Source organism: Pseudonocardia sp. D17, from assembly GCF_036984265.1.
Classification (GTDB): Bacteria; Actinomycetota; Actinomycetes; order Mycobacteriales; family Pseudonocardiaceae; genus Pseudonocardia; species Pseudonocardia benzenivorans.
In genome coordinates this window covers 307,615-327,588 of sequence record NZ_BPRG01000234.1, presented here as the reverse complement: position 1 = coordinate 327,588, position 19,974 = coordinate 307,615, and the positions used below count along the sequence as shown (strand labels likewise).

Below are 19,974 nucleotides of genomic sequence, written 5' to 3'. Positions count from 1 at the left end.
GAACGAACCGCTCAGCGTGGGTCGGGTCGTGTCGGCCGGTGGCGGCGCGAAGGGAGGCACGTCGATAGCATGCAATACCGCCAGATTGGATGCAATGCGCGGCTCGGTCCTCGGGCTCAGTCCTCGGGACGGGCGAGCGTGGCGAGGAACCGGTCCGCCGCACCCTCGACCCGCGCCCGGTCGCCGGTGGTGAGCAGGTCGAGCAGCAGGCCACGGAGCGTCGCGATCACCAACGTCGCCTCCCGGTCCGCGACGGCCGGGTCGACGTCCGGGCCCTGGGCGGCACGGAGCGCGGCCATCCAGTCGGCCACCACCCGGTCGAGGAAGTCGGCGAACTGCTCCGGCGCCTGCAGCGCGCGCCCGTAGACCGCGAAGAAGAGCCGGAACTCCGCCGCTCGTGCCGGCTGCGAGGTCTGCTCCCACGCCGCCCGGGCGGCCGCCGCGAGGTCGTGCTGCGCACCGAGCAGCTCGGCCGTCGCCGCCAGGATGCGCTCCCGCAGCCGGCCGAGGATGGCGACGAGCAGGTGCTCCTTCGACCCGAAGTGGTGCACGAGCGTGTTCGTCGAGACGTCCAGTGCCGCCGCGACGGGCCGCCAGGACAGCTCCGAGAAGCCGTTCTCGACCGCGTAGTCGACGACCGCGTCGAGCAGCTCGAGCCGCCGCCGATGATCGACGGGCCGCCCTGCCATCACCGCCTCCTTGTCGGTCGTCGCAAATTTCTGGTACGAACGTTTAAAGAATAGCGCGCGACGTACGGAGGGTTCCATGCACGTGTTCGTCACCGGCGGGTCGGGTTGGGTGGGGCGCGGCCTCGTCCCCGACCTCCTCGCCGCCGGCCACCAGGTCACCGGACTGGCCCGCTCGACCACGGCGGCCGACGCGCTGCGCGCCGCGGGCGCCGCGGTGCTCGCGGGGTCGCTCGATGATCTCGACGTCCTGCGCGAGGGCGCCGCGGCGGCCGACGGCGTCGTCCACCTCGGGTTCAAGCACGACATCGCCTTCGCGGGCGACTACGCCGGTGCGAGCGCGACCGACCGCGCGGTCGTCGAGGTGTTCGGCGAGGTGCTCGCCGGTACCGGCAACCCGCTCGTCATCGCCTCCGGAATCCTCGGGGTGCTCGGGCTCGCACCCGGGGTGGTCGCCACCGAACGCGACGGTCTCGTGCCGGACACCGGCGACGGCACCTCGCCGATCAGTGGTGGCGCCGGGCGGATCGCGACCGCCCACTACGCGCTCGCCCTCGCCGACCGCGGGGTTCGCTCGTCGGTCGTCCGCCTCCCTCCGGCCACGCACGGCAACGGTGACAACGGGTTGATCGCCACGGCGGTCGGGTTCGCCCGCGAGAAGGGTGCCGCCGCCTATGTCGGGGACGGCGCCAACCGATGGCCTGCCGTGCACCGCGACGACGCCGCGCGCCTGTTCCGCCTCGCGCTCGAGTCCGCACCCGCGGGGTCGGTGCTGCACGCCGTCGGCGAGGAGGGTGTGCCGATCCGCGCGGTGGCCGAGGTCGTCGCCGATCACCTGGGCGTTCCGGCCGTCTCCGTCACCGCCGACGAGGTGCACGACCACGTCGGGTGGCTCGGTGGATTCTGGAGCACCGACGGCCCGGCCTCGGCGGAGCTCACCTGCGCGCTGGTGGACTGGAAGCCGACCGGCCCGACCCTCGTCGCCGACCTCGAGGACGGCCACTACTACGCCTGAACGAGCACCGGTCGGGATCGGCCGGCTCATAGGATCGCTCTCATGGACGACGGGGTGACGCTACGGCGGCTGTCCGTGTTCTGCCTGGTCGTCGACGCCGGAGGGGTGACCCGGGCCGCGGAACAGCTGCGGGTGGCACAGCCGAGCGTGTCCGGTCAGCTGCGGTCGCTGGAGAAGGCACTCGGCGCCACCCTGGTGGTGCGGTCCGGGGTGTCGCTGGTGCTCACCGAGGCCGGGGAACGGGTGTACCGCTGGGCCAAGGAGGTGCTGGCGAGCAGCGCCCAGGTCCAGCGCGACGTCGACGATCTCGTCGCCGGTACGGCGGGCTCGCTGGTCGTGGCCGCCAGCATGGCGATCGGCACCTACCTGCTCCCGCCGGTGATGACCGCCCTGCGCGCCGAGCGCACCGGCGCCGACATCACCGTGCAGATCGGGGAGCCGGAGGTCGCGCTGCGGGCCGCGCAGCGCGGCACCATCGACTTCGCGGTGACGAGCTGGGTGGACAGCGAGGTGCCGGAGGACCTGATCGGCGAGAAGCTGTGGGAGGAGCCGATGGTGCTGTGCGCGAGCCCGCACGGCCCGCCCGACGGCGACTCGATCACCCTCGCGCAGCTGCACGACCTCCCGCTCGTGGGCGTGCCCTCCGGCGTCTCGTTCCACCGCATGGTCCAGGACCAGCTGCGCCGCCACGGCACCGCGCTGCCGACGCCGGTGATCCGGCTCGGCCACGCCGAGGCGATCATCGAGGCCGTCTCCGCGAACGGCTGGGTCGCGCTCGCGATGGGCTACATGCTCCGCAGGGACGTCGAGGCCGGACGGGTGCGCGCCGTGGAGATCAGCGACGCGCACCTCGTCGAGGGCATCGGCCTGTACCACCGCGAGGCCAAGTACTTCTCCCCGCTGCAGGCAGCCGCCGTCGAGGCCCTGCGCGAGCTGGGCCGGGCTCGTTCCTAGCTCCCGGCCTCGCGCGGGCCGACGTAGCCGGTCTGACCGTCCTCGGAGCCGAGGGTCAGCACGGGGCCGTCCATCTCCTCCTGCCACACCAGCGACTCCATGCCGATGTGCAGCGGGTGGTCCTGCACGGTGAAGGCGCCCAGGCCCTCGGCGCCCTGGTAGTGCGCGTGCTCGAGCCAGGACGGTGCGGAGAGCAGCAGGTCGCCCTCCTCCCACGTGAGGGTCTCGCCGTCGACCTCGCTCTCGCCGTGGCCGGCGAAGTGGTAGTTGATCGCGACGGAGGTGTGCTTGTGGCCGCGCCCGCGGGGGCGCTGCCCGGACCCGGGCGGCAGGTAGGAGGCGGTGACGAAGAAGTTGTGCGTCGCGCCCTGTCTGCGCCGGGTGGCCGGGTTGTAGAGCGCCATGATGGTGCGCCCGCCGTCGCCCGCGGTCCGCGAGAGGAGACGACGGACCTCCTCCCACGGCCAGTGCAGCGCCAGGGACTCCACGACCTCGATGTCCACGAGGAACTCGTACCCGCGCAGCCGGGCGCCGTCGGTGCCGATGGCGTGGTCGGGGGCGGTCCCGCGGGTGTACGCCGCCGGGGCCTCGGTGCTGCGGGGCCCTGCTGTTCGACGGCGCGGTTCCCAGCCCTCGGGCAGGTCCTCGGCGTAGTGCGCGGTGAGCTTCTCCAGCAGCGGGGCGTTGGAGTACGACAGCCGGGCCCACACCTCGTCGCCGGTGTTGCGGAAGACGAACCCCTGCATGGCGGGGATGTTCGCGACGTCGAGGCGGGCGAGGTCGATCTCGCGGACGTCGCGGCCCTGCACCGAGATCCGCCCGCTGCCGCGGATCCCGATCTCCACGCGGTGCGCGTTCTCCCGCATCGGGGCGGTCCGCTCCCCCGGATCGAGCACCTCGATCGTCACCGAGACGCCGGGGGCGAAGCCGAGACCGGGCGCGACGGCGGACGGGTGCACGATGCGGCTGGCGCGGCGCCCGTTGGCCGGGGCCGGGGCGGCCGAGAGCCGGTCGATCTCGGCGTCGATCTCCGCACGGGTGATCTTGATCGGGCGCCAGGGGGCCGGGGCCGGGGCGGCGGCGCCGCTGACGTCGAGCATGAGGTTCTGGAACGTCGTCATGCGGGTTGTCCCTCCTTGTTCTTGACCGTCACGGCAGCTCGCCGGGAGCGACGCGCCGCCCGGAGGTCGTCACAGCAGGGCGGAGCCCTGCTCGAGCAGCGCGCGGACGCGCTCCTGCCCCGCCGCGGTCAGCGGCAGCAACGGTTCGCGGACGTGCGACGACGAGATCCGCCCCTGCTGGTGGAGTGCCCATTTGGCCGGTGCCGGGTTGGTCTCGACGAACAGCAGGTCGACCAGCGGGTGCAGGGCGTAGTGCAGCTCGCGGGCCTGCTCGTGGTCGCCGGCCTCCCACGCCTCGTACATCCGCGCGACGGCGGCCGGGGCGAGGTTGGCGACGGCGCTGATGAACCCCACGCCACCCAGCGCGAGCAGCGGTATGCCGAGGAGCTCGATCCCGGACCACACGAGCAGGTCCCGCCCGCACAGCTGCAGCACGCGGGAGAAGTGCTCGAAGTCCTTCGTCGTCTCCTTGATCCCGACGATGTTGTCGTGCTCGCGGAACAGTCGCGCCACGGTCTCGGGTGCGATGTCCACCGCGGTCCGGGACGGCACGTTGTAGACGACGATCGGCAGGTCCGGGAACTCGCCGGCCACCGTGGAGTACCAGTGCACCAGGCCGTCCTGCGTGGGCCGGGCGTAGTACGGCGTGATGACCAGTGCGGCGTCCGCGCCCGCCTCCCGCGCCGCGGCGGTGATCTCGAGGGTCTCGTCGAGCTTGGCCGACCCGGTGCCGGGCAGGAACGGGACGGCGTCGGCAACCTCCTCGGCGGTGATCCGGATCGCGGCGATCCGTTCCGCCGCCGTCTGTGCGGCGGGCTCGCCGGTGGAGCCGCCGATCGAGATGCCGTGCGAACCCTGGTCGAGCTGCCAGCGGATCAGGCCCCGCAGGGACTCGGTGTCGACGGCTCCGTCCGCGGTGAACGGGGTGACCACCGGCGCGATCGATCCCCGGATCCGCGCCGGATCGGTGCGGAACTTCACGGAGCTGCTCCGAGCAGCACGCGGGCCACGGCCAGGTCGGACAGACCCATTCCCATGCCCTTGAACACGGTGAGCCGGGGCCGCTCCGGGCGGGAGGTCTTCCCGGTGACGAGCTCGCCGAGGGTGTGAACGGCCGGCCAGTCGTCGAACTCGCGCAGCTCACGGGAGCCGCGGCGGGCGTTCGGCTCGCTGTCGACCACGGTGAGATCCGCCGCCGCCAGGGACGACGGGACGAACTCCGCGTGGCTCGGCAGGATCGCACCCAGCGCGTTGAGGTGCGCGCCCTCGGCGAGGTCGGCGAGATCGAGGAACGGCTCGGCGGCCCGCGTGATCAGGGTGACGATCGGGCAGTCCTGGATCGCGTCGCCCGGACCGGGCACCGCGTCGGCCACGAGCCCCGACCCGGTACGAAGCTGCTCGGCCAGCTCCTCGGCCTTCGCGGGCGTGCGGTTCCAGATCCGCACCCGGCGCAGCTCCCGGACCGCGGCAACCGCCTCGACCTGCCGGAACGCCTGTCGTCCCGCGCCGAGGACGGCGAGCTCGTCCGCCGCCGGGTCCGCCATGAGCCTCGTGGCGAGGCCGGCGATCGCCGAGGTGCGCAGCGCACCCGCCGTGCCCGCCTCGGTCACACCGAGAGTGCGACCGTCCGTCGCGCCGAACAGCGTCATCACCGCGCTCGCCCCGGCCGGGGTGTTGACCCAGGTCTTGAACACCGCGAGGTCCGACTCCAGGTCCACGGCGCCGAGCGCGTGCGCGCTGCCCGTCGCGCCGCCGACCGGCCAGCTCGCCATGGTCTTGTCGAGGTTCCATGCGCTGCCCGCGACCTCGTGGGCGAGCACGTCGGTCAAGGACTCGATCACGTCGGTGACGGCGACGCCGGCGCGGACGTCCGCCTCGGTCCAGACCCTCACGTCGTGCTCCCCGTGGTGACGAGCTCGTCGACGACCCCGTTGCGCAGCACCCCGACGCCGGAGACCTCGACCTCGATCTCGTCACCGGGCGCCAGGAACCGGGGCGGGTCCATCCGGAACCCGACACCCTTCGGCGTGCCGGTCGCGATGACATCGCCCGGCCGCAGCGGGGTGAACGCGCTGACGTAGGCGACCAGCCGGGGGACGTCGAACACGAGGTGGTCGGTGGTGTCGTGCTGGACCACCGCACCGTTGAGCCGGGTGGTGACGGTCCACGGGCCGCGGCCCGCCTCGTCGAGCGTGGTCAGCCACGGGCCCATCGCGCCGCTACCGGCGAAGTTCTTGCCCGCCGTGGCCTGGGTCGAGTGCAGCTGCCAGGTACGCACGCTGTTCTCCGCCATCGCCGTCACACCGGCGACGTGGTCCCATGCGACGGACTCGGCGATGTGCCTGCCCGCGCGCCCGATCACGATCGCGGCCTCGCCCTCCCAGTCGAGACTGTCGTCCACGGTCGGCCGCACGACGGGGGTGCCCGCGCCGACGAACGAGTCCGGGAACCGCGCGAACAACGTCGGCCGGTCGAGGACCTCGCGGCCGGACTCGCCCGCGTGCGAGGCGAAGTTCATCCCGCAGCAGAGGACCTTCGCGTGGTCGCCCATCGGGGGTTCCCAGGTCACGTCGGCCACCCGCTCGTCGGCGGGCTCCGGCAGCACCGGCGCGGCCAGCAGGGACTCGAAGGACGGGACGCGCCGGTCGAGCCGGACGATCTCGTCGCCGTCGACCACGCCGAACGCGCGGGTGCCCGTGGCGGTGCGGAAGCGGGCGGGCCTCATGCCCGGATCCCGGCCTTCACCAGCAGCGGGAGCACGTCCCGGATGAAGTCCGCGAGGCCGCTGTCGTAGTCGATCCAGGTCAGAAGGGCGCCGTCGATCCCGGCGGCACTGAGCGTCTCCAGCCGTTCGGCGATCGTGTCCGGTGTCCCCGCCAGGGGGAACCCGCCCGCGCCCGCCGCCATCCGCTGCCGCATGATCGCGAGGACCTCCGGCGGCATCAGCTGGGCCTCGGCTCCCTGCAGCCGCATCCACGCGTCGACGCTCTCGGTGTCCTCCTGCTCCACCGAGACGCGCCGCAGGTAGGCCGCGGCCTCGGCGTCGGTGTCGCGCTGCACGACGACCGTGTGGGTCCAGACCTGCACCTCGCGGCCGAACTCCCGGCGGGCCATCTGCTTGTAGCCCTCGACCTGCGCCCGGATCGCGGCCTCGTCCTCGGACTGCACGATGACGAAGCACAGGTCGGCGTGCTCGGCGGCGAACCGCATCCCGCGCGGCGACCCGCCCGCGTTCATGATCGGCACCCGGGTCTGGACCGGCTTGGGCTGCGAGACGCCGCCGAGGACGTCGAAGAAGCGGCCGTGGAAGTCGAACTCCTCGGTCTCCGTCCAGAGCCGGCGCAGGACGGTCAGCCACTCCTGCAGGTGGTCGTAGCGCTCGTCGTGCTCGCGCAGCGGTGCGCCGAACATCTCCAGTTCGGGCCGGTTCCAGCCGCCGACGACGTTGAGCGCGAACCGGCCGCCCGAGATCAGGTCGATCGTCGCCGCCTGCTTGGCCGCGACGATCGGGTGCAGGGTGGGGGCGTGTGAGGTGGCGAGCACCCCGATCCGCTGGGTCGACGCCGCGATCCCCGCAGCCCAGGTGAACGGATCCATGACCATGCCGGACGAGTGCTCCGGGCGGTTCTCGGGGTAGCCCTTCCACCGGGCGAACGGAACGACGGTCTCGAAGCCCGCGGCTTCCGCGGCCTGCGCGGTGCGCACCGAGCGCTCCCATGAGGGCGACGTGTGCCGCTCGGGCGCCAGGGTCTGGGAGGCACCGGTCCCGTTGGTGCAGAACAGCCCCAGCTTCAGGGCGTTCGTGCTCTCGACCAGTGGATTCATGGGCGCGAACCTCCTCGTTCGGGTGTTTCCGACGCTAAGGCCGCGGGACTCATAGTTCCAATACCAGCTCTTCGATGTACTCATAGGTTTATCCCTATTCATCTGGCCGTTTCTGTTGGTCGGGGCTGCAGCTACGGTCGGGCCGGTGTTGCGGGCGGCGCTGGTGACCCCGCTCTCCGGTCCACTGGCCGAGTACGGCCGGGCCGGGGCCGCGGCCCTTGCGCTGTGGGCAGAGGCGTTCGCCGGGCGGCCGGCTCCCCGTCTCGTCGTCCACGATGCCCACGGGGATTCGGCTGCGGCGGTACGACGAGCAGAGGCGGAAGGCTTCGACCTCCTCTTCGGGCCGTACGGCAGCAGCCCGGCCACTGCGGTCGCGCAGGCAACCTCCCGGCTGATGTGGAACCACGGCGGCGCCCGGATGTCACCGGGCCGACGTGTGGTGAGCGTGCTCGCACCGGCAGCCGGCTACTTCGTCGGTGCCGTCGACGCAGTCCACGCCGCGGATCCCCGGGTCTCGAGCGTGGCCCTCCTGCACTCGCGAACCGGTTTCGGCCGCGACGTCGGCGCCGGCGCGGAGCAGGCGGCCACCCGCCGGGGGCTGACGGTGTTCCGGACGGCCCTCCCTGCCCGCTCACCGACGGCCGACCTCCTGCTCGTGGCCGGCAGCTTCGACGACGAGCTCGCCGCCGCCCGCCGCCTGCTGCCCGGGGAATGGCGGGCGGCCGCGTTCGTCGGTGCGGGTGTAGAGGAGGTGCTCGCCGCGCTCGGCCCGCTGCGCGAAGGGCTGCTCGGCCCCGCCCAGTGGCTCGCCTCCGCCGCCCCCGAGCCCGACGAGGGCCCGACGGCCGCCGAGTTCGCCGAGCGGTTCCGCCGCCGGACCGGTGCCGAGCCGCCGTACCCGGCCGCCCAGGCGTTCGCGGCGGGTCTGATCGCCGCGCGCTGCCTGCGCGATGCCGGCGACGCGGCTGACGACGCCCTGCTGGCCGCGGCGCGGGGGCTGGACTGCACGACGATGTTCGGCCGGTTCAGGCTCGACCCGCAGACCGGGCTGCAGGTCGGCCAGCAGGTGCTGACCGTCCAGTGGCAGGACGGCGTCCGCACCGTCGTGTGGCCGCCGGATCGTGCACAGGCGCCACTGCGCCATCCACTTCGTGCACCGTGACGACACCGGTCCGCGCGGCACCTGCGTCGGCGATCGTCACGCCCGGCCGGCGACGCGGGCCGCGAGCACGGTGCGGGCGAGGACGTCGTCGGGTGGTCGTCTCGCGAGCAGGGTGGGTACCACGTCGACCCCTGGTCCGAGGGCTCGGACGGCGTCGCCCTCCATGGAGTCCGCGGCGTCCAGGACGAAGCGCCGGCAGAGCCGCCCGTAGTACGCGGCCACCGCGGTGGCGGTCGGCGGAAGGCCGAGCGAGGCGAGCAGCGCGGCTCGGCTCGTGGCCCGCAGGCGTTCGCCGGGATCGGTGATCGGGACCCGGGAGACGATCGGTGACACCGCGACCACCGGCGCATCCGTCGCGAGCAGCGCCTCGCGGATGCCGGGCACCGCGAGCACCGGTCCGATGCTGGCCACAGGATTGCTGGGCGCGAGCAGCACCAGGTCGGCCTCGGTGATCGCCGTGACGACGCCCGGTGCCGGTCGCGCCCGGTCCACACCCGAGTGGACGACCCGGGCCACCTCGGGCGTGGCCTGGTGCCGTACCAGAAACTCCTCGTAGTGCAGCGTCGCGCCGTCGGTCGTCTCGACCAGCGTCGTGACCTCGTCGTCGGTCATGGGCACGACGCCGGCCTCCACGCCCATCGCCGCCGCAAGCCGTTCGGTGACCTCACTCAGCCGCGCGCCCTCCCGCAACAGGCCGGTCCGCAGCAGGTGGGTGGCCAGGTCCAGGTCGCCGAGGTGGAACCACACGTCCCGGCCCAACCTCCGGAGTGCGGCCATGCACCGGAACGACTCGTCCGCGAGCCCCCACCCGCGCTCCACGTCCTGCCGCCCGGACAGGGCGTAGAGGGTGGTGTCGAGGTCGGGGCAGATCCGCAGGCCGTGCAGCCACAGGTCGTCGCCGGTGTTGACCACGATCGTCAGCTCGGCCGGGTCGAGCACGCGCAGCAGGGCACGCCAGAACCGTGAGGCGCCGATGCCGCCACCGATACCGACGACGCCGCGGCTCATCGAACACCTCACCTCTCCACCCGGTCCTCCTCGCGCGCGGACGGCCGGCGCGCTCCTGCCCACGGGGGACGCGGTGCGGCCGAGCCGGCCGCACCGCTCGTGTTCCGTCAGTGCCAGGCGGCCATGTGCTCACGGATCTGCGGCGTGACGCTCGAGCCGTCGTAGTACTTCTCGTAGAAAGCCGGGTCCACGTGGTGGATCACCGCCCCGAAGTTGCACTGCATCGGGTTGAAGTAGACCGGGCACTGACCGTAGGTCTGCACGCAGTAGTCGAAGTACGCCACGCATGCCTCGACCGCCCAGTCGCTGACCTGGACGGCCGGGCTGTCGACGATGTTGCGCACCACGTCGGCCGTGAACGGACCCTTGTGCGAGAGCATCCAGTTGTCGTCGCCCTTGGACATCGTCCGCCCCAGGCCGTACTTCTCCTCCATCATCGCGGTCACCACGGATCGCGCGTCCGGGTACTTCTCCGACGGGATGTAGGTGGCCTCCTTGACGCCCTTCATCCCGAAGGTCTTCAGCGCACCGCAGGCGAGTGGCGCGCGCTCGTTGAGCGGTTCGTGCCGGAAGCCCAGCCCGCGCGCGACGTCGGGGAAGGCTCCCATCAGGACATCGTCGAAGAAGCCGCAGAAGATCCAGTTGCCCAGCCCCATGGACTCGGCGGCCAGGCGCATGTTCTGGACGTAGGAGCCGGGCGGATACGTCTCGACCTGGAAGATGAACTGCTCGAACTGGCTGATCGTGATCGGGAACTCGAGCCGGCCCTCGGTGACCCACTCGGCGGTCCCCGCGGGCTCTCCGGTCCTGTCGTCGGTGAGATAGATGTGCCAGGCGTCGAAGATGTTGAGCATCACGCTGAAGTACAACCAGCCGTGGTCGGTGATCGGGATGAACCACGTCGTCCCCGGACGGTTGACGTTGTACTGGTACGGGCCGAAGAGCGATGCGTTCGGCGCACCCGGGACCCGCAGCGCCCAATCGATGTCCGGGCGCCCGTCCATGATCTTGTGCATGCCGGTCCGGTACCAACCCAGGATCTTGTCGTAGTCCTCCTCCCCCTGGATCTCGACCATCCGCTCCCGCTCGTCGCCCGGGTTGTAGATGAACGCCCCCTCGTCCTTGATGATCAGCAGGTCGTGCGCGAACGAGTTCCCCGGCGCGGCCGCGGTCCGTCCCGCGATCCCGACCAGCTCGTGGAATCCCCCGGTGCTGGCGATGTCCCAGTGCGCCATGCCGTTCGGGCCGCAGGCCGACCAGGCGACCATGGCCTCCTCCACCTCGGTCAGCGGCACGACCGGGTGCTCGGAGACGAAGGCGAGCGGTCCCTTCGGCTGGTACAGGCGCCGCCCGGCGGCGGTGGTCTCCTCCTCGCCGCTCTCGATCTGGTAGCCCATCGCCACCCGCCGGCTCCGCAGCGTCGCCAGCAGTTGCGGGAGCGATCGGGTCTGTTCGAAGAAGGCCTTGAGCTGGCGGTGTTCGTCGTCGGTCGTCGCGCCGGGCCTCGTTGCCGTCGTCGTCATGAAAGTCCTCCACCGCATCATCGGACGCAGGGGCGGCGCCCCGGCCGGCCTGATCCCGGTCGGGCCACGGGAGGGTCCTCAGGACCCGCAGGGAGCGCTCCGGCCTCCGCGGAGCTGGTCCCGCGCCGTGCCTGGCCGTCCCGTCTACAGCGTGTCGCCGGTCGCGAACGGCGACAATGGAGGTCTTCGCCAAGGTTCGGTGGAGGGGTTGTGCCCGCGGCACAGCACCCGCGCCCTCGCCGTCGGCCCGTGCGGCTCAGTCCCGGGCCAGCGCAGCCTTCACCCGCAGTGCCAGCTCGAGCACGAACCGGTCGTCGACGTCGCGGAGGTTGACCCGGAGGGCCTCCTGCACCTTGGCCAGCCGGTAGCGAACGGTGTTGGGGTGGACGTGCAGGCTCTCAGCCGCCCGCTCCAGGTGGCGGTCGGTGGCGAGGTACGCGTCGAGTGTCTTGACGTACTCGGAGCCGCCCGCGGCATCGGCCTCCAGGAGCGGCCCCAGCGCGTCGTCGACCATCGCCTCCAGCGACTGCCGCGTCGAGCTCCCGACCAGGAACCCGTAGAGCCCCAGGTCGGCCACGGACAGCACGACCTGATGGCGGTCCCGCCGGCGAGCGAGGTTCAGCGCGAGGGCGGCCTCGGCGTAGGAGTCGGCGTAGTCGTCGGGCCGGACGCATATCCGGCCCAGTCCCGCGGCGAGGCCGTCGGGCTCGCCCGCCGGATCGCTCACGACGTCCGTCAGCACCCGGCGGACCTGCTGGCGGTCGCCCGTTCCGGCGGCGAGGAGGACGACGACGTCCCCGCCGCGCGGGACGAGGACCGAACCGGGGCAGTGCCGCCGGAGCCCGTCCTCGACCCTGCTGAACGGGCTCTGCGGGTGCTCTCGCGTGACAGCTCCGCACCCCTTCCCGCCGGGCGACTCCCGGAGCCCGATGCAGGCGACGTAACGGGGAACCCGGAGGTCGACGCCGAGCAACGCGGCCCGGGCCAGCATCCCCGTGCGGTCGCCGACGCGGCCCTCGAGCAGGTCGTCGAGCATCTCGTGGTGCACCCACCTCTCGCCGCGCAGCGCGGCGCGCCCACGCAGCAGCTGCAGGGCGATGAGGTCGGCGCTCACCTCGACGAGCGCGGCCTCGGCGGGCGTCGGGCGTCGGTGACCACGGACGCGGAGCGTGCCGAGATCGTCGCCGACCCGGGCCCGCAGCTGGACCGGCTCGCCCGCCGCCCCGCCCGAGGTGGCCGCCTGGAGCAGGTCGTCCGCCGGACCGAGCAGCTCGACGTGCATCTGCAGGTGCTGGGCGAGCACGGCGAGGCCGGCGCCGACGTCCTCGCTGTGGACGAGCGCGCCGACGGTCGTGCGCACGACCTCGAGATCCCGGGCCGCCGCTCGCGACCCGCGCTCGGCCTGCTCGGCGCGCGAGCGTTCCCGCTGGTGCTCCCGGATCCGGGCCAGGGCCACGGCGGTGTCGTGCGCGACCCTGCTGACCAGCCGCACCTCGTCGTCGGTCCAGTCCCAGGGGACGCGGTGGGTGGCGTAGAGGACACCCAGGATCTCGGAGCCCGTCATCAGGGGGGCGCACACCCCGCCGCGGATTCCCTCGTCGTCGATGATCCGCTTCATCACCGGCACCCGGCGGGGTCGCGGCGATAGTCCCGCACCGAGATGGTGCGGCCCTCCTTCGCGACCCGCCCCCCGACGCCGTGCCCGACCCGCAGCCGCCACAGCGCCGGCATCTCGGCGGTGCGCAGACCGCTGTGGGCCGCCATCGTCAGCACGTCGCCCTCGGTGAGCCCGCACCAGCTCACCTCGGCGCCGACCACCTCCCGGACGACGTCCACGGCGGCCTGCGCTGCGGCGCCGACGGTGTCGGCCCCCACCAACCGACGCAGGAAGCCCTCCACCGGCGACGGGTCCCGTTCGGCCGGGCCCGCCCCGACCCCGACGACGTGCCTGTTCAGCAGTGACGGCACGGATTCACGATAGGCCGGTCGCGCGTCCGGTGGTACCGGTGCTGGAGCGTGCGTGTGTGCGGTCCTGCCAACGAACGGTGGCAGGTTCGGCACGGGCGCACATTGCCCTGCCCTGTGACCCGTGACACGGTCGCAGGACGGGACCGTGGCTCGTGAGGAGGCAGCGATGGCCCGGGCGCAGGGAGCCGTCGAACAGCTGATCCGCTCGCGGGTCGCCGACCATCCGGACGACACCTGGCTGAAGTGGCGGGACGAGGAGGTCCCCTGGCGCGACGTGCTGTCCCTCGCGCAACGCGCCGCGAACGGGCTGCTCGAACTCGGGGTGCGGCCCGGCGAGCGGGTGGCGATCATGATGGCGAACCACCCCGACTTCATCTGGGTCCACCTCGGGGTCCTGCTGATCGGTGCCTCGTCGGTGCCGGTCAACATCTCCCAGCGCGGAGCGACCCTCGCCCACATCCTCGCCGACTCCGACGCCACCGCCGTCGTCTTCGACGAGGACCTGCGCGATGCCGTGCTCGCCGTCCGCTCCGACCTGCCTGCCCTGCGCCATCTCGTCGTCCACGGTGGCCAGGTGGGCGGCGAGGTGGACTGGGACGTCGAGCGGCTGCTCGCCGGCGCCGACCGGGAGCCGGACGTCGAGCTCGCGGAGCCGACCGGTGGCGTGGGCATGATGTACACGTCGGGAACGACCGGGCCGCCCAAGGGCGTCGTGGCGACCAACTACGACCTCAGCCCGATCACCACGCTGCTGGAGGCGTCCGGTGTTCGGCCCGGCGAGACGATGTACACGGGGCTCCCGCTGTTCCACGGCAACGCGCTGCTGGTGTCGATGCTCGGCTCGATCTTCATCGACGCCCGGCTCGCGCTGGCTCCGAGGTTCACCGCCTCACGGTTCTTCGACGACCTCCGCCGCTACGACGCCGCGGAGTTCAACACCCTCGGCGGGATGATCTCGATCCTGCTCAAGCAGCCCCCACGGCCCGACGACCGGGACAACCCCGTGCGCGTCGTGCTGTCCGCGGGCTGTCCGCCCGACCGGTGGCGGGAGTTCGAGGAGCGGTTCGGGGTCCGGATCATCGAGTGGTTCGGCATGGTCGACTCGCCGGGCATCCTGCTCAACGACGCGGGCCGGGTCGGGTCCATGGGCCGCTCGGGGGTGTCCGGCGTCGAGTTCCGCGTGGTCGACGACGACGACCGACCCGTCGGCCCGGGGACCACCGGCGAGCTGGTCTTCCGGCACCCCAAGGGTCGGATGACGACCTACCACAAGCTGCCGGAGGTGACCGACGAGGCGTATCGCAACGGCTGGTTCCACTCGGGCGACCTCGCGGAGTACGACGGGGACGGGTTCTTCTACTACCGGGGCCGCAAGACGGAGTCGATGCGCAGGCTCGGCGAGAACATCTCCGCCTGGGAGATCGAGACCGTGGTCAACGCCCATCCGGGAGTACTGGAGAGCGCCGCCCACCCGGTGGCGTCCGAGCTCGGGGAGCACGAGGTCAAGGTCTGCGTCGTGCCGCGGCCGGACGCGTCCGTGACGCCCGCGGACATCCTCGACTTCTGCGTCGGCCGGATGGCTCGGCACGCGATCCCGCGGTACGTGGAGTTCCTGGACGAGCTCCCCAAGACCGCCACCGAGCGCAACCAGTACGCCGCGCTGCGGGCCCGGGGCGTCACCCCGACGACCTGGGACCGCGAGCAGGCGGGTTACCAGCTGCAACGTTCGTAGCACGCGCAGGACGGAGTTCCGGATGACCGAGGTCGACATCGTCGGGACGGCGATGACGCGGTTCGGGAAGTTCCCGGACAGCACGGTCCGCTCGCTGGCCGAGGAGGCGGTGGCCGACGCGCTGGCGGACGCCGGGCTGACCGCGGCCGACGTCGGCATGGTGTTCTTCTCCAACGCCGTCGCCGGGATCATCACCGGCCAGGAGATGATCCGCGGCCAGGTCGCGCTGCGGCACACCGGGCTGCTCGGGGTCCCGATGGTCAACGTCGAGAACGCCTGCGCGTCCGCGTCCACCGCCTTCCACCTCGCGGTGGGCGCCGTCGCGTCCGAATCGGTGGACGTGGCGCTCGCGGTCGGCGCGGAGAAGATGACCCACGAGGACAAGGCGCGTTCGTTCGCCGCGATCGGCACGGCCGTCGACCTCCTCCAGCTCGACGACCTCAAGCGGTGGACGCGCGGTGGGTCCGCCGGCTCGCCACTGCCCGAGGAGGCCGAGGACGACGGCGGGAAGCGCTCCTTCTTCATGGACGTCTACGCGGCCAACACCCGCGCCTACATGCGGGCCACCGGAGCGACGGCGGAGGACTTCGCCGAGGTGGCGGTGAAGAGCCACGAGCACGCCGCGCTCAACCCGAAGGCGCAGTACCGCTCGCCCGTCACCGCTGAGGAGGTCCTGGCCGCCCGGGTCGTGTCCGACCCGCTGACCCTGCTGATGTGCTCCCCGATCGGGGACGGTGCGGCCGCGGTCGTGGTGTGCTCGGCCGAGCGGGCGCGGCGGCTGGGCGCCCGACCGGTGCGGGTGCGCAGCTGCGAGCTGGTGTCGGGCACGGACCGGTCGGGGGACGAGCCCGGGGCCGTCGAGCGCGCCGCGGCCCGGGCCTACGACCGCGCCGGGGTCGGCCCACAGGATCTCGACGTCGTGGAGCTGCACGACGCCGCGGCACCGGCGGAGTTGATCACCTACGAGGAGCTCGGCCTGTGTGGACCCGGTGAGGGTGCGGCGCTGCTGCGCTCCGGCGAGACCCGCCTGGGCGGTCGCCGGGTGGTCAACCCCAGTGGGGGGCTGCTGTCGAAGGGCCATCCGATCGGGGCGACGGGAGCGGCCCAGCTCGTCGAGCTCGCCGACCAGCTCCGGGACCGGTGTGGGCAACGGCAGGTGCCCGGTGCCCGGGTGGCGCTGGCCGAGAACGGGGGCGGGTTCCTCGGTGCGGACGCCGCCGCGATGGTGGTGACGGTGCTGTCGGTGTAGGGCCGGGGAGCTCGATCCGGCACGGAGGAGAGGACGAGTCATGGAGTTCAAGCAGGTCGTCGGCGATCGGCGCACCATCCGGTTCTTCGAACCCAAGGAGCCGGTCGAACCCGAGAAGATCCAGGTCATGCTGGAGGCGGCGAACCGTGCCTCCCGCGCTGTCAACGCCGACTTCATCAAGGCGATCGTGTGCTACCGCGACGAGCTCTCCGACGACGTGCGCGAGCAGCTCAAGACGCCCACCACGACCGTGCAGCTGGACCTCGCCCCCGTCGCGATCTTCTGGTACGGCGACCTGACCTTCGCCGAGGGTGCCCAGGACCGCCTCAAGGAGCTGACCGACCTCGGGGCGCTGCCGGTGACGCACGGCTGGTCGCACGCCTACGTCGACGAGGTCGCCTACGCCCAGGTCGTCGAGCCACTGTCCAAGGACACGACGGCCAGCATCTGGGCGGTCTCGGTCGAGTGCGGGCTCGCCATCGCGCAGGCGATGCTCGCCGGCGTCGACGAGGGCCTCGGCGTGGGCCTGCACGCCTTCAACTCGGCGGTGGCCAAGGAGGCACTGGGGGTGCCCGACACCTGGCTGCCGATGTGGATGCTGCTGGTCGGCTACCCGGCCGAGGACCGTCTGGCGGGCGGCCAGCGGCCCCGTCGACCGCTGTCGGAGAGCTACCACCGCGGGCGGTACGGCACACGCTGGGAGGAGATCCCCGAGGTGACCGAGCGGCTGAAGAAGGAGGGGATGATCCAGGAGCCGATGGACGCCGAGGCCCGTGCCAGGGAGGTTCAGGCGCTGGCCGAGCGTTTCGGCCTCCCGCTGTGACCGAGGCCCTGCGGGCCACGGACCCGGTGCGGCGGTGGTTCAGCAGCGCGGGACACCACCGCCGCCCTCCCGAGATGCAGGAGCACTACCTCGACGTCCTGGACGGGTTCTGCCGGCACACGGGGAAGTCCCCGGACGAGCTCGTCGCGTTCTGTTTCCTGCGCCGGCGGGCGACCGGCGAGCGGTTCGTGAGCGTGAAACGTCGCGTCACCGTCAACGAGTGGATCGACGTGTTCGTCTCCGAGCAGGGGTGGACCGGCAAGGACGCGGTGGTGACCGCCAACATCGTCCGCGGGTTCCTCATCCACAACGGTGTGCTGATCCAGGGCAAGGTCTGGACCGGCGGATGATCCTTCGCAGACACCGGATCATCGGTCGACGGGGCCGGCGCTCGCGGCGGAGCGTCGGCCTCGCCGACCGGGGGAACCTCGCGCCGAGCACCGCATCGGTACGTCTGCCGGTGCACTGTCGGAAGATGGATCGAGGCCGTGGCCCTGCCACCGGCCCCGATCTTCATCAGCGGAGAATCCGCCTGGTCAGGGTGGAGCCGAGGGGATTCGAACCCTGACCCCTTGACTGCCAGGCACTCCCGGCGCCATTTCGGCCTGCGTTTCCGAGCCGTTCCCGCAGGCCGATCCGTCCGCCGGTGTCCGCCTCAATTCACCGTCCGGCGCAGTCGTTGTCACTCAGATAGTCACTCACCATGCCCGGCAGCCACGTCGGCGAGTGGCTCAGCCTACCTTGATCTGCTCGTCACCGAAGTTCGCCACGATCTGCAAGTGCCCGCCGAGCGCGTGCACGTAGCGGTCGAGCACGTCGATCCCGGCCAGCTCGCCGTTCTCAATCTGGCTCACTCGCCCGACCGTCACACCCATCGCCTGTGCCACCTGGCGCTGGGTCAGCCCGCGGCGCTTGCGCGTCTCGGCCAGCCGATGTGCCCGCACCTGACCGAGCAGCCGAGTCTTGCCCTGCTCGACCCGCTCCTCCCCCGCAGCCGCGACATGCTCGCCCCGGATCTCTGACCATCGAACGGTGCTCATGACCTGCCCTCCTCGGCTGCGCGTTCCTTTACGTACATCTCGTAGAGCTGCTCGGCCCGCGGGATCGCCTGCCGGTACCACTCCGTCCAGCGCCCGGCCTTGTCCCCCGCGACCAACAGGACCGAGCTGCGCCACGGGTCGAACGCGAACAAGATCCGCACCTCACTGCTCCCCGCCGACCCCGGACGCAGCTCCTTCAAGTTGTGCACGGACGAGCCCTTGATCCGGTCGACCAACGGACGCCCCAGGTTCGGCCCACCCTCCGCGAGAGCCTCGATCGCAGAGACCACCTGATAGTGAGTGTCCTCGTCGCCGCGGAGAAGCTCGTCGAGCCACTCGTGCACCTCGTCGGTCAGGTAGATCTCCCACATGCGACCTCCGCGACGAGTTTAGCTCACGCTATACATGGCGGGAAGGGCTGGCCGCACAGGTTGGGCCTCGCTCTCCTGAATCGAACCAGGCGTGATCGCTGCCTGCGCGTCCACGTCGGCGCCCACGATCACCAGCCCAACCACTGCCACGCCGCGTCAGCGGGTGTCGGGCTGTTCCAGCGCCGATGTGCCCCAGATGTGCACCACAGCGGCCACTCCCCCGCGCCCTGCCAGTGCCATCCCGGAGGCCTACCCGCCCGGCGAGGGCATTTCTCAACAATTGAATTCGGCAACCTCGCCAGACAAGAACAGGAAGTTGTCAGTTAGCGACGCTATGTCTATCCTGTTGCGAAATGTGGGCGGGTGCCGCTCACAGGGATGGACCGTCCCCGGCAGCCCAGCGAGTTCTCGAACCTCGCACTCGTAATCCGATCCAGACCCTTATGGCATGTTCCGCAAAGCGTGGCAAGATTCCACTCCGCCGTTGGATCGAAGAAGCGCCATGGAAGCACGTGGTGGACATGAAGTTCGATATCCTCGTGACCCCTCGGTCGCCTGCCGCAAATTACACATCGGAAACCGTCTCGCTTAAGTACATGCATTCTCAATTTCCGAGCACGAGCCCGACGGCCAGCATCGAGGTCCGAAATGCCGCCGATGGGCGAGTACGATCCAAGGTTTGAAGTAGCGGTCTCCTCAGGCCTCCGCCACGACCTGGGCCACCTGGAGGTCACCCTTCGCAACGCTACGACCGCGCTCTGACCAGTGGTGATCCGCAGGGACGCCCGCACTGGGTGTTCGAGCCCGGCCGCCACTTCCCGCCACAGTTCAGGAAGGCCGCGAACGGCAGACGCTACGACGCCAAGGCGACCGCGCGCCGACTCTTCGACACCGCGGTGAACGACGCCCGTCGCGGCGATGTGACGACGACCTCTGGATCCCACGGCTCCACACCGCAGCCCGGCCCGGAATCGATCGCCCGCCGTGGACGATCCCATCCGGCGACTGCACGAGCTGCGAAACCGCATGGCACCATGAGCCTCTGCTCAGGAAGACCCTCTACGCGCGGCACGACGATCTCCTGGCCGCCGCCGGCCCTGCTGTCGGATCCTCTTCGCGGCTACCTGCAAATGAACAGCAAGTGTTTCCCGCTGATCGCCGAACGACCCGAGCTAGCGCTCGCCACTCGCTCGGCGGCCATGCAAGGAACCGAGCAGGCTCTTCGGCGCGGGGGATGCATGACAGCGTCAGAGCTGATCCAGTCTGCAAAGACAACCAAGGAGATCTGTCAAGCGGCAAGATCACCACTTGAGGAGGACACCCAGACCAAGAAGGGCCTGATCAAAAGGGTGGAGCTGAGGGGATTCGAACCCCTGACCCCTTGACTGCCAGTCAAGTGCGCTACCAGCTGCGCCACAGCCCCTTGCGATGAGAGAACCGTACACGGCCCCGGGAGCGCCCCTTCAACCGGGGGGCACCCCTCTCGCCTACGGTCGG

Annotated in this window: 21 protein-coding genes and 1 tRNA gene; 8 read left to right on the top strand and 14 right to left on the bottom strand. The window is 71.5% G+C overall.

What is annotated here, in order from left to right; translation table 11 throughout:
* Nucleotides 1-116: 116 nt before the first annotated feature.
* Complete coding sequence (locus PSD17_RS33235) at nt 117-689, bottom strand: TetR/AcrR family transcriptional regulator (RefSeq protein ID WP_339126155.1); 573 nt, start codon at nt 687-689, stop codon at nt 117-119.
* Nucleotides 690-765: 76 nt separating this feature from the next.
* On the opposite strand from PSD17_RS33235, the gene PSD17_RS33230 reads away from it, so the two are divergent.
* Nucleotides 766-1,701 (top strand): SDR family oxidoreductase, encoded by a 936-nt coding sequence (locus tag PSD17_RS33230; protein WP_013673517.1) that lies wholly within the window; start codon nt 766-768, stop codon nt 1,699-1,701.
* A gap of 42 nt (nt 1,702-1,743) precedes the next feature.
* Nucleotides 1,744-2,655 (top strand): LysR family transcriptional regulator, encoded by a 912-nt coding sequence (locus tag PSD17_RS33225; RefSeq protein WP_013673516.1) that lies wholly within the window; start codon nt 1,744-1,746, stop codon nt 2,653-2,655.
* On the opposite strand, the gene PSD17_RS33220 is transcribed toward PSD17_RS33225, so the two are convergent.
* The 5 genes from PSD17_RS33220 to PSD17_RS33200 form a co-directional block, all read right to left on the bottom strand.
* Nucleotides 2,652-3,776, bottom strand: coding sequence for a cupin domain-containing protein (locus PSD17_RS33220; protein WP_339126154.1), 1,125 nt, complete (start codon nt 3,774-3,776; stop codon nt 2,652-2,654). The genes PSD17_RS33225 and PSD17_RS33220 overlap by 4 nt on opposite strands.
* Nucleotides 3,777-3,845: 69 nt before the next feature.
* The gene (dapA, locus tag PSD17_RS33215) at nt 3,846-4,757 is read right to left on the bottom strand and encodes a 4-hydroxy-tetrahydrodipicolinate synthase (RefSeq protein ID WP_339126153.1); all 912 of its coding nucleotides are present in this window, start codon (nt 4,755-4,757) and stop codon (nt 3,846-3,848) included.
* Nucleotides 4,754-5,668, bottom strand: coding sequence for an ornithine cyclodeaminase family protein (locus PSD17_RS33210; protein WP_339126152.1), 915 nt, complete (start codon nt 5,666-5,668; stop codon nt 4,754-4,756). Before PSD17_RS33210 ends, dapA begins: the two co-directional genes overlap by 4 nt.
* Nucleotides 5,665-6,501 carry a fumarylacetoacetate hydrolase family protein gene (locus PSD17_RS33205; protein WP_339126151.1) on the bottom strand — a complete coding sequence of 279 codons (837 nt, stop codon included), beginning with the start codon at nt 6,499-6,501 and terminating at the stop codon, nt 5,665-5,667. The genes PSD17_RS33210 and PSD17_RS33205 overlap by 4 nt, the downstream gene beginning before the upstream one ends.
* On the bottom strand, nt 6,498-7,601 hold the full coding sequence (locus PSD17_RS33200) for an LLM class flavin-dependent oxidoreductase (RefSeq protein WP_339126150.1): 1,104 nt from the start codon (nt 7,599-7,601) through the stop codon (nt 6,498-6,500). The genes PSD17_RS33205 and PSD17_RS33200 overlap by 4 nt, the downstream gene beginning before the upstream one ends.
* A gap of 145 nt (nt 7,602-7,746) precedes the next feature.
* Here PSD17_RS33200 and PSD17_RS33195 point away from each other — a divergent pair, with 145 nt between their 5' ends.
* Nucleotides 7,747-8,763, top strand: a complete 1,017-nt coding sequence (locus PSD17_RS33195; protein WP_339126149.1) for an ABC transporter substrate-binding protein — start codon at nt 7,747-7,749, stop codon at nt 8,761-8,763.
* 36 nt (nt 8,764-8,799) lie between these two features.
* Here PSD17_RS33195 and cofD read toward each other — a convergent pair whose 3' ends face one another.
* From cofD to PSD17_RS33175, 4 genes are all read right to left on the bottom strand, one after another.
* Nucleotides 8,800-9,771 carry a 2-phospho-L-lactate transferase gene (gene cofD, locus PSD17_RS33190; RefSeq protein ID WP_339126148.1) on the bottom strand — a complete coding sequence of 324 codons (972 nt, stop codon included), beginning with the start codon at nt 9,769-9,771 and terminating at the stop codon, nt 8,800-8,802.
* A 107-nt stretch (nt 9,772-9,878) separates the two neighbouring features.
* Entirely contained in the window at nt 9,879-11,294 is a 1,416-nt protein-coding gene (locus PSD17_RS33185) for a hypothetical protein (protein ID WP_339126147.1), read from the bottom strand.
* Between the two features lie 256 nt (nt 11,295-11,550).
* Nucleotides 11,551-12,912 (bottom strand): helix-turn-helix domain-containing protein, encoded by a 1,362-nt coding sequence (locus PSD17_RS33180; protein ID WP_339126146.1) that lies wholly within the window; start codon nt 12,910-12,912, stop codon nt 11,551-11,553.
* A complete protein-coding gene (locus PSD17_RS33175) occupies nt 12,912-13,262 on the bottom strand; it encodes a hypothetical protein (RefSeq protein WP_339126145.1) in 351 nt (116 codons plus the stop codon). The genes PSD17_RS33180 and PSD17_RS33175 overlap by 1 nt, the downstream gene beginning before the upstream one ends.
* 166 nt (nt 13,263-13,428) lie before the next feature.
* Here PSD17_RS33175 and PSD17_RS33170 point away from each other — a divergent pair, with 166 nt between their 5' ends.
* The 4 genes from PSD17_RS33170 to PSD17_RS33155 are packed head-to-tail and all read left to right on the top strand — an operon-like array spanning nt 13,429 to nt 17,416.
* On the top strand, nt 13,429-14,994 hold the full coding sequence (locus PSD17_RS33170; RefSeq protein WP_103379711.1) for an AMP-binding protein: 1,566 nt from the start codon (nt 13,429-13,431) through the stop codon (nt 14,992-14,994).
* A gap of 22 nt (nt 14,995-15,016) precedes the next feature.
* Nucleotides 15,017-16,243 (top strand): thiolase family protein, encoded by a 1,227-nt coding sequence (locus tag PSD17_RS33165; RefSeq protein ID WP_339126144.1) that lies wholly within the window; start codon nt 15,017-15,019, stop codon nt 16,241-16,243.
* A 40-nt stretch (nt 16,244-16,283) separates the two neighbouring features.
* Nucleotides 16,284-17,066 carry a nitroreductase family protein gene (locus PSD17_RS33160; RefSeq protein ID WP_339126143.1) on the top strand — a complete coding sequence of 261 codons (783 nt, stop codon included), beginning with the start codon at nt 16,284-16,286 and terminating at the stop codon, nt 17,064-17,066.
* Entirely contained in the window at nt 17,063-17,416 is a 354-nt protein-coding gene (locus PSD17_RS33155) for a hypothetical protein (RefSeq protein WP_013673503.1), read from the top strand. The genes PSD17_RS33160 and PSD17_RS33155 overlap by 4 nt, the downstream gene beginning before the upstream one ends.
* A gap of 381 nt (nt 17,417-17,797) precedes the next feature.
* Here PSD17_RS33155 and PSD17_RS33150 read toward each other — a convergent pair whose 3' ends face one another.
* The 3 genes from PSD17_RS33150 to PSD17_RS35520 form a co-directional block, all read right to left on the bottom strand.
* Nucleotides 17,798-18,106 carry a helix-turn-helix domain-containing protein gene (locus PSD17_RS33150; RefSeq protein WP_013673502.1) on the bottom strand — a complete coding sequence of 103 codons (309 nt, stop codon included), beginning with the start codon at nt 18,104-18,106 and terminating at the stop codon, nt 17,798-17,800.
* The gene (locus PSD17_RS33145) at nt 18,103-18,477 is read right to left on the bottom strand and encodes a type II toxin-antitoxin system RelE/ParE family toxin (RefSeq protein WP_339126142.1); all 375 of its coding nucleotides are present in this window, start codon (nt 18,475-18,477) and stop codon (nt 18,103-18,105) included. Before PSD17_RS33145 ends, PSD17_RS33150 begins: the two co-directional genes overlap by 4 nt.
* 338 nt (nt 18,478-18,815) lie before the next feature.
* Nucleotides 18,816-19,079, bottom strand: coding sequence for an HNH endonuclease (locus tag PSD17_RS35520; RefSeq protein ID WP_233899431.1), 264 nt, complete (start codon nt 19,077-19,079; stop codon nt 18,816-18,818).
* Nucleotides 19,080-19,271: 192 nt separating this feature from the next.
* Between PSD17_RS35520 and PSD17_RS33140 the strand changes: the two genes are divergently transcribed.
* Nucleotides 19,272-19,862, top strand: coding sequence for a hypothetical protein (locus PSD17_RS33140; RefSeq protein WP_339126141.1), 591 nt, complete (start codon nt 19,272-19,274; stop codon nt 19,860-19,862).
* On the opposite strand, the gene PSD17_RS33135 is transcribed toward PSD17_RS33140, so the two are convergent.
* Nucleotides 19,828-19,900 (bottom strand) — tRNA-Ala (locus PSD17_RS33135). The genes PSD17_RS33140 and PSD17_RS33135 overlap by 35 nt on opposite strands.
* Nucleotides 19,901-19,974 lie beyond the last annotated feature (74 nt).

Bases quoted from the DNA above. Each gene is read 5' to 3' on its own strand.
- PSD17_RS33225 (WP_013673516.1), top strand. From the start codon at position 1,744: ATGGACGACGGGGTGACGCTACGGCGGCTGTCCGTGTTCTGCCTGGTC.
- PSD17_RS33220 (WP_339126154.1), bottom strand. From the start codon at position 3,776: ATGACGACGTTCCAGAACCTCATGCTCGACGTCAGCGGCGCCGCCGCC.
- PSD17_RS35520 (WP_233899431.1), bottom strand. From the start codon at position 19,079: ATGCATGTACTTAAGCGAGACGGTTTCCGATGTGTAATTTGCGGCAGG.
- PSD17_RS33185 (WP_339126147.1), bottom strand. From the start codon at position 11,294: ATGACGACGACGGCAACGAGGCCCGGCGCGACGACCGACGACGAACAC.
- PSD17_RS33200 (WP_339126150.1), bottom strand. From the start codon at position 7,601: ATGAATCCACTGGTCGAGAGCACGAACGCCCTGAAGCTGGGGCTGTTC.
- PSD17_RS33205 (WP_339126151.1), bottom strand. From the start codon at position 6,501: ATGAGGCCCGCCCGCTTCCGCACCGCCACGGGCACCCGCGCGTTCGGC.
- PSD17_RS33180 (WP_339126146.1), bottom strand. From the start codon at position 12,912: ATGAAGCGGATCATCGACGACGAGGGAATCCGCGGCGGGGTGTGCGCC.
- PSD17_RS33170 (WP_103379711.1), top strand. From the start codon at position 13,429: ATGGCCCGGGCGCAGGGAGCCGTCGAACAGCTGATCCGCTCGCGGGTC.
- PSD17_RS33165 (WP_339126144.1), top strand. From the start codon at position 15,017: ATGACCGAGGTCGACATCGTCGGGACGGCGATGACGCGGTTCGGGAAG.
- PSD17_RS33150 (WP_013673502.1), bottom strand. From the start codon at position 18,106: ATGAGCACCGTTCGATGGTCAGAGATCCGGGGCGAGCATGTCGCGGCT.
- PSD17_RS33230 (WP_013673517.1), top strand. From the start codon at position 766: ATGCACGTGTTCGTCACCGGCGGGTCGGGTTGGGTGGGGCGCGGCCTC.
- cofD (WP_339126148.1), bottom strand. From the start codon at position 9,771: ATGAGCCGCGGCGTCGTCGGTATCGGTGGCGGCATCGGCGCCTCACGG.
- PSD17_RS33160 (WP_339126143.1), top strand. From the start codon at position 16,284: ATGGAGTTCAAGCAGGTCGTCGGCGATCGGCGCACCATCCGGTTCTTC.
- PSD17_RS33145 (WP_339126142.1), bottom strand. From the start codon at position 18,477: ATGTGGGAGATCTACCTGACCGACGAGGTGCACGAGTGGCTCGACGAG.
- PSD17_RS33235 (WP_339126155.1), bottom strand. From the start codon at position 689: ATGGCAGGGCGGCCCGTCGATCATCGGCGGCGGCTCGAGCTGCTCGAC.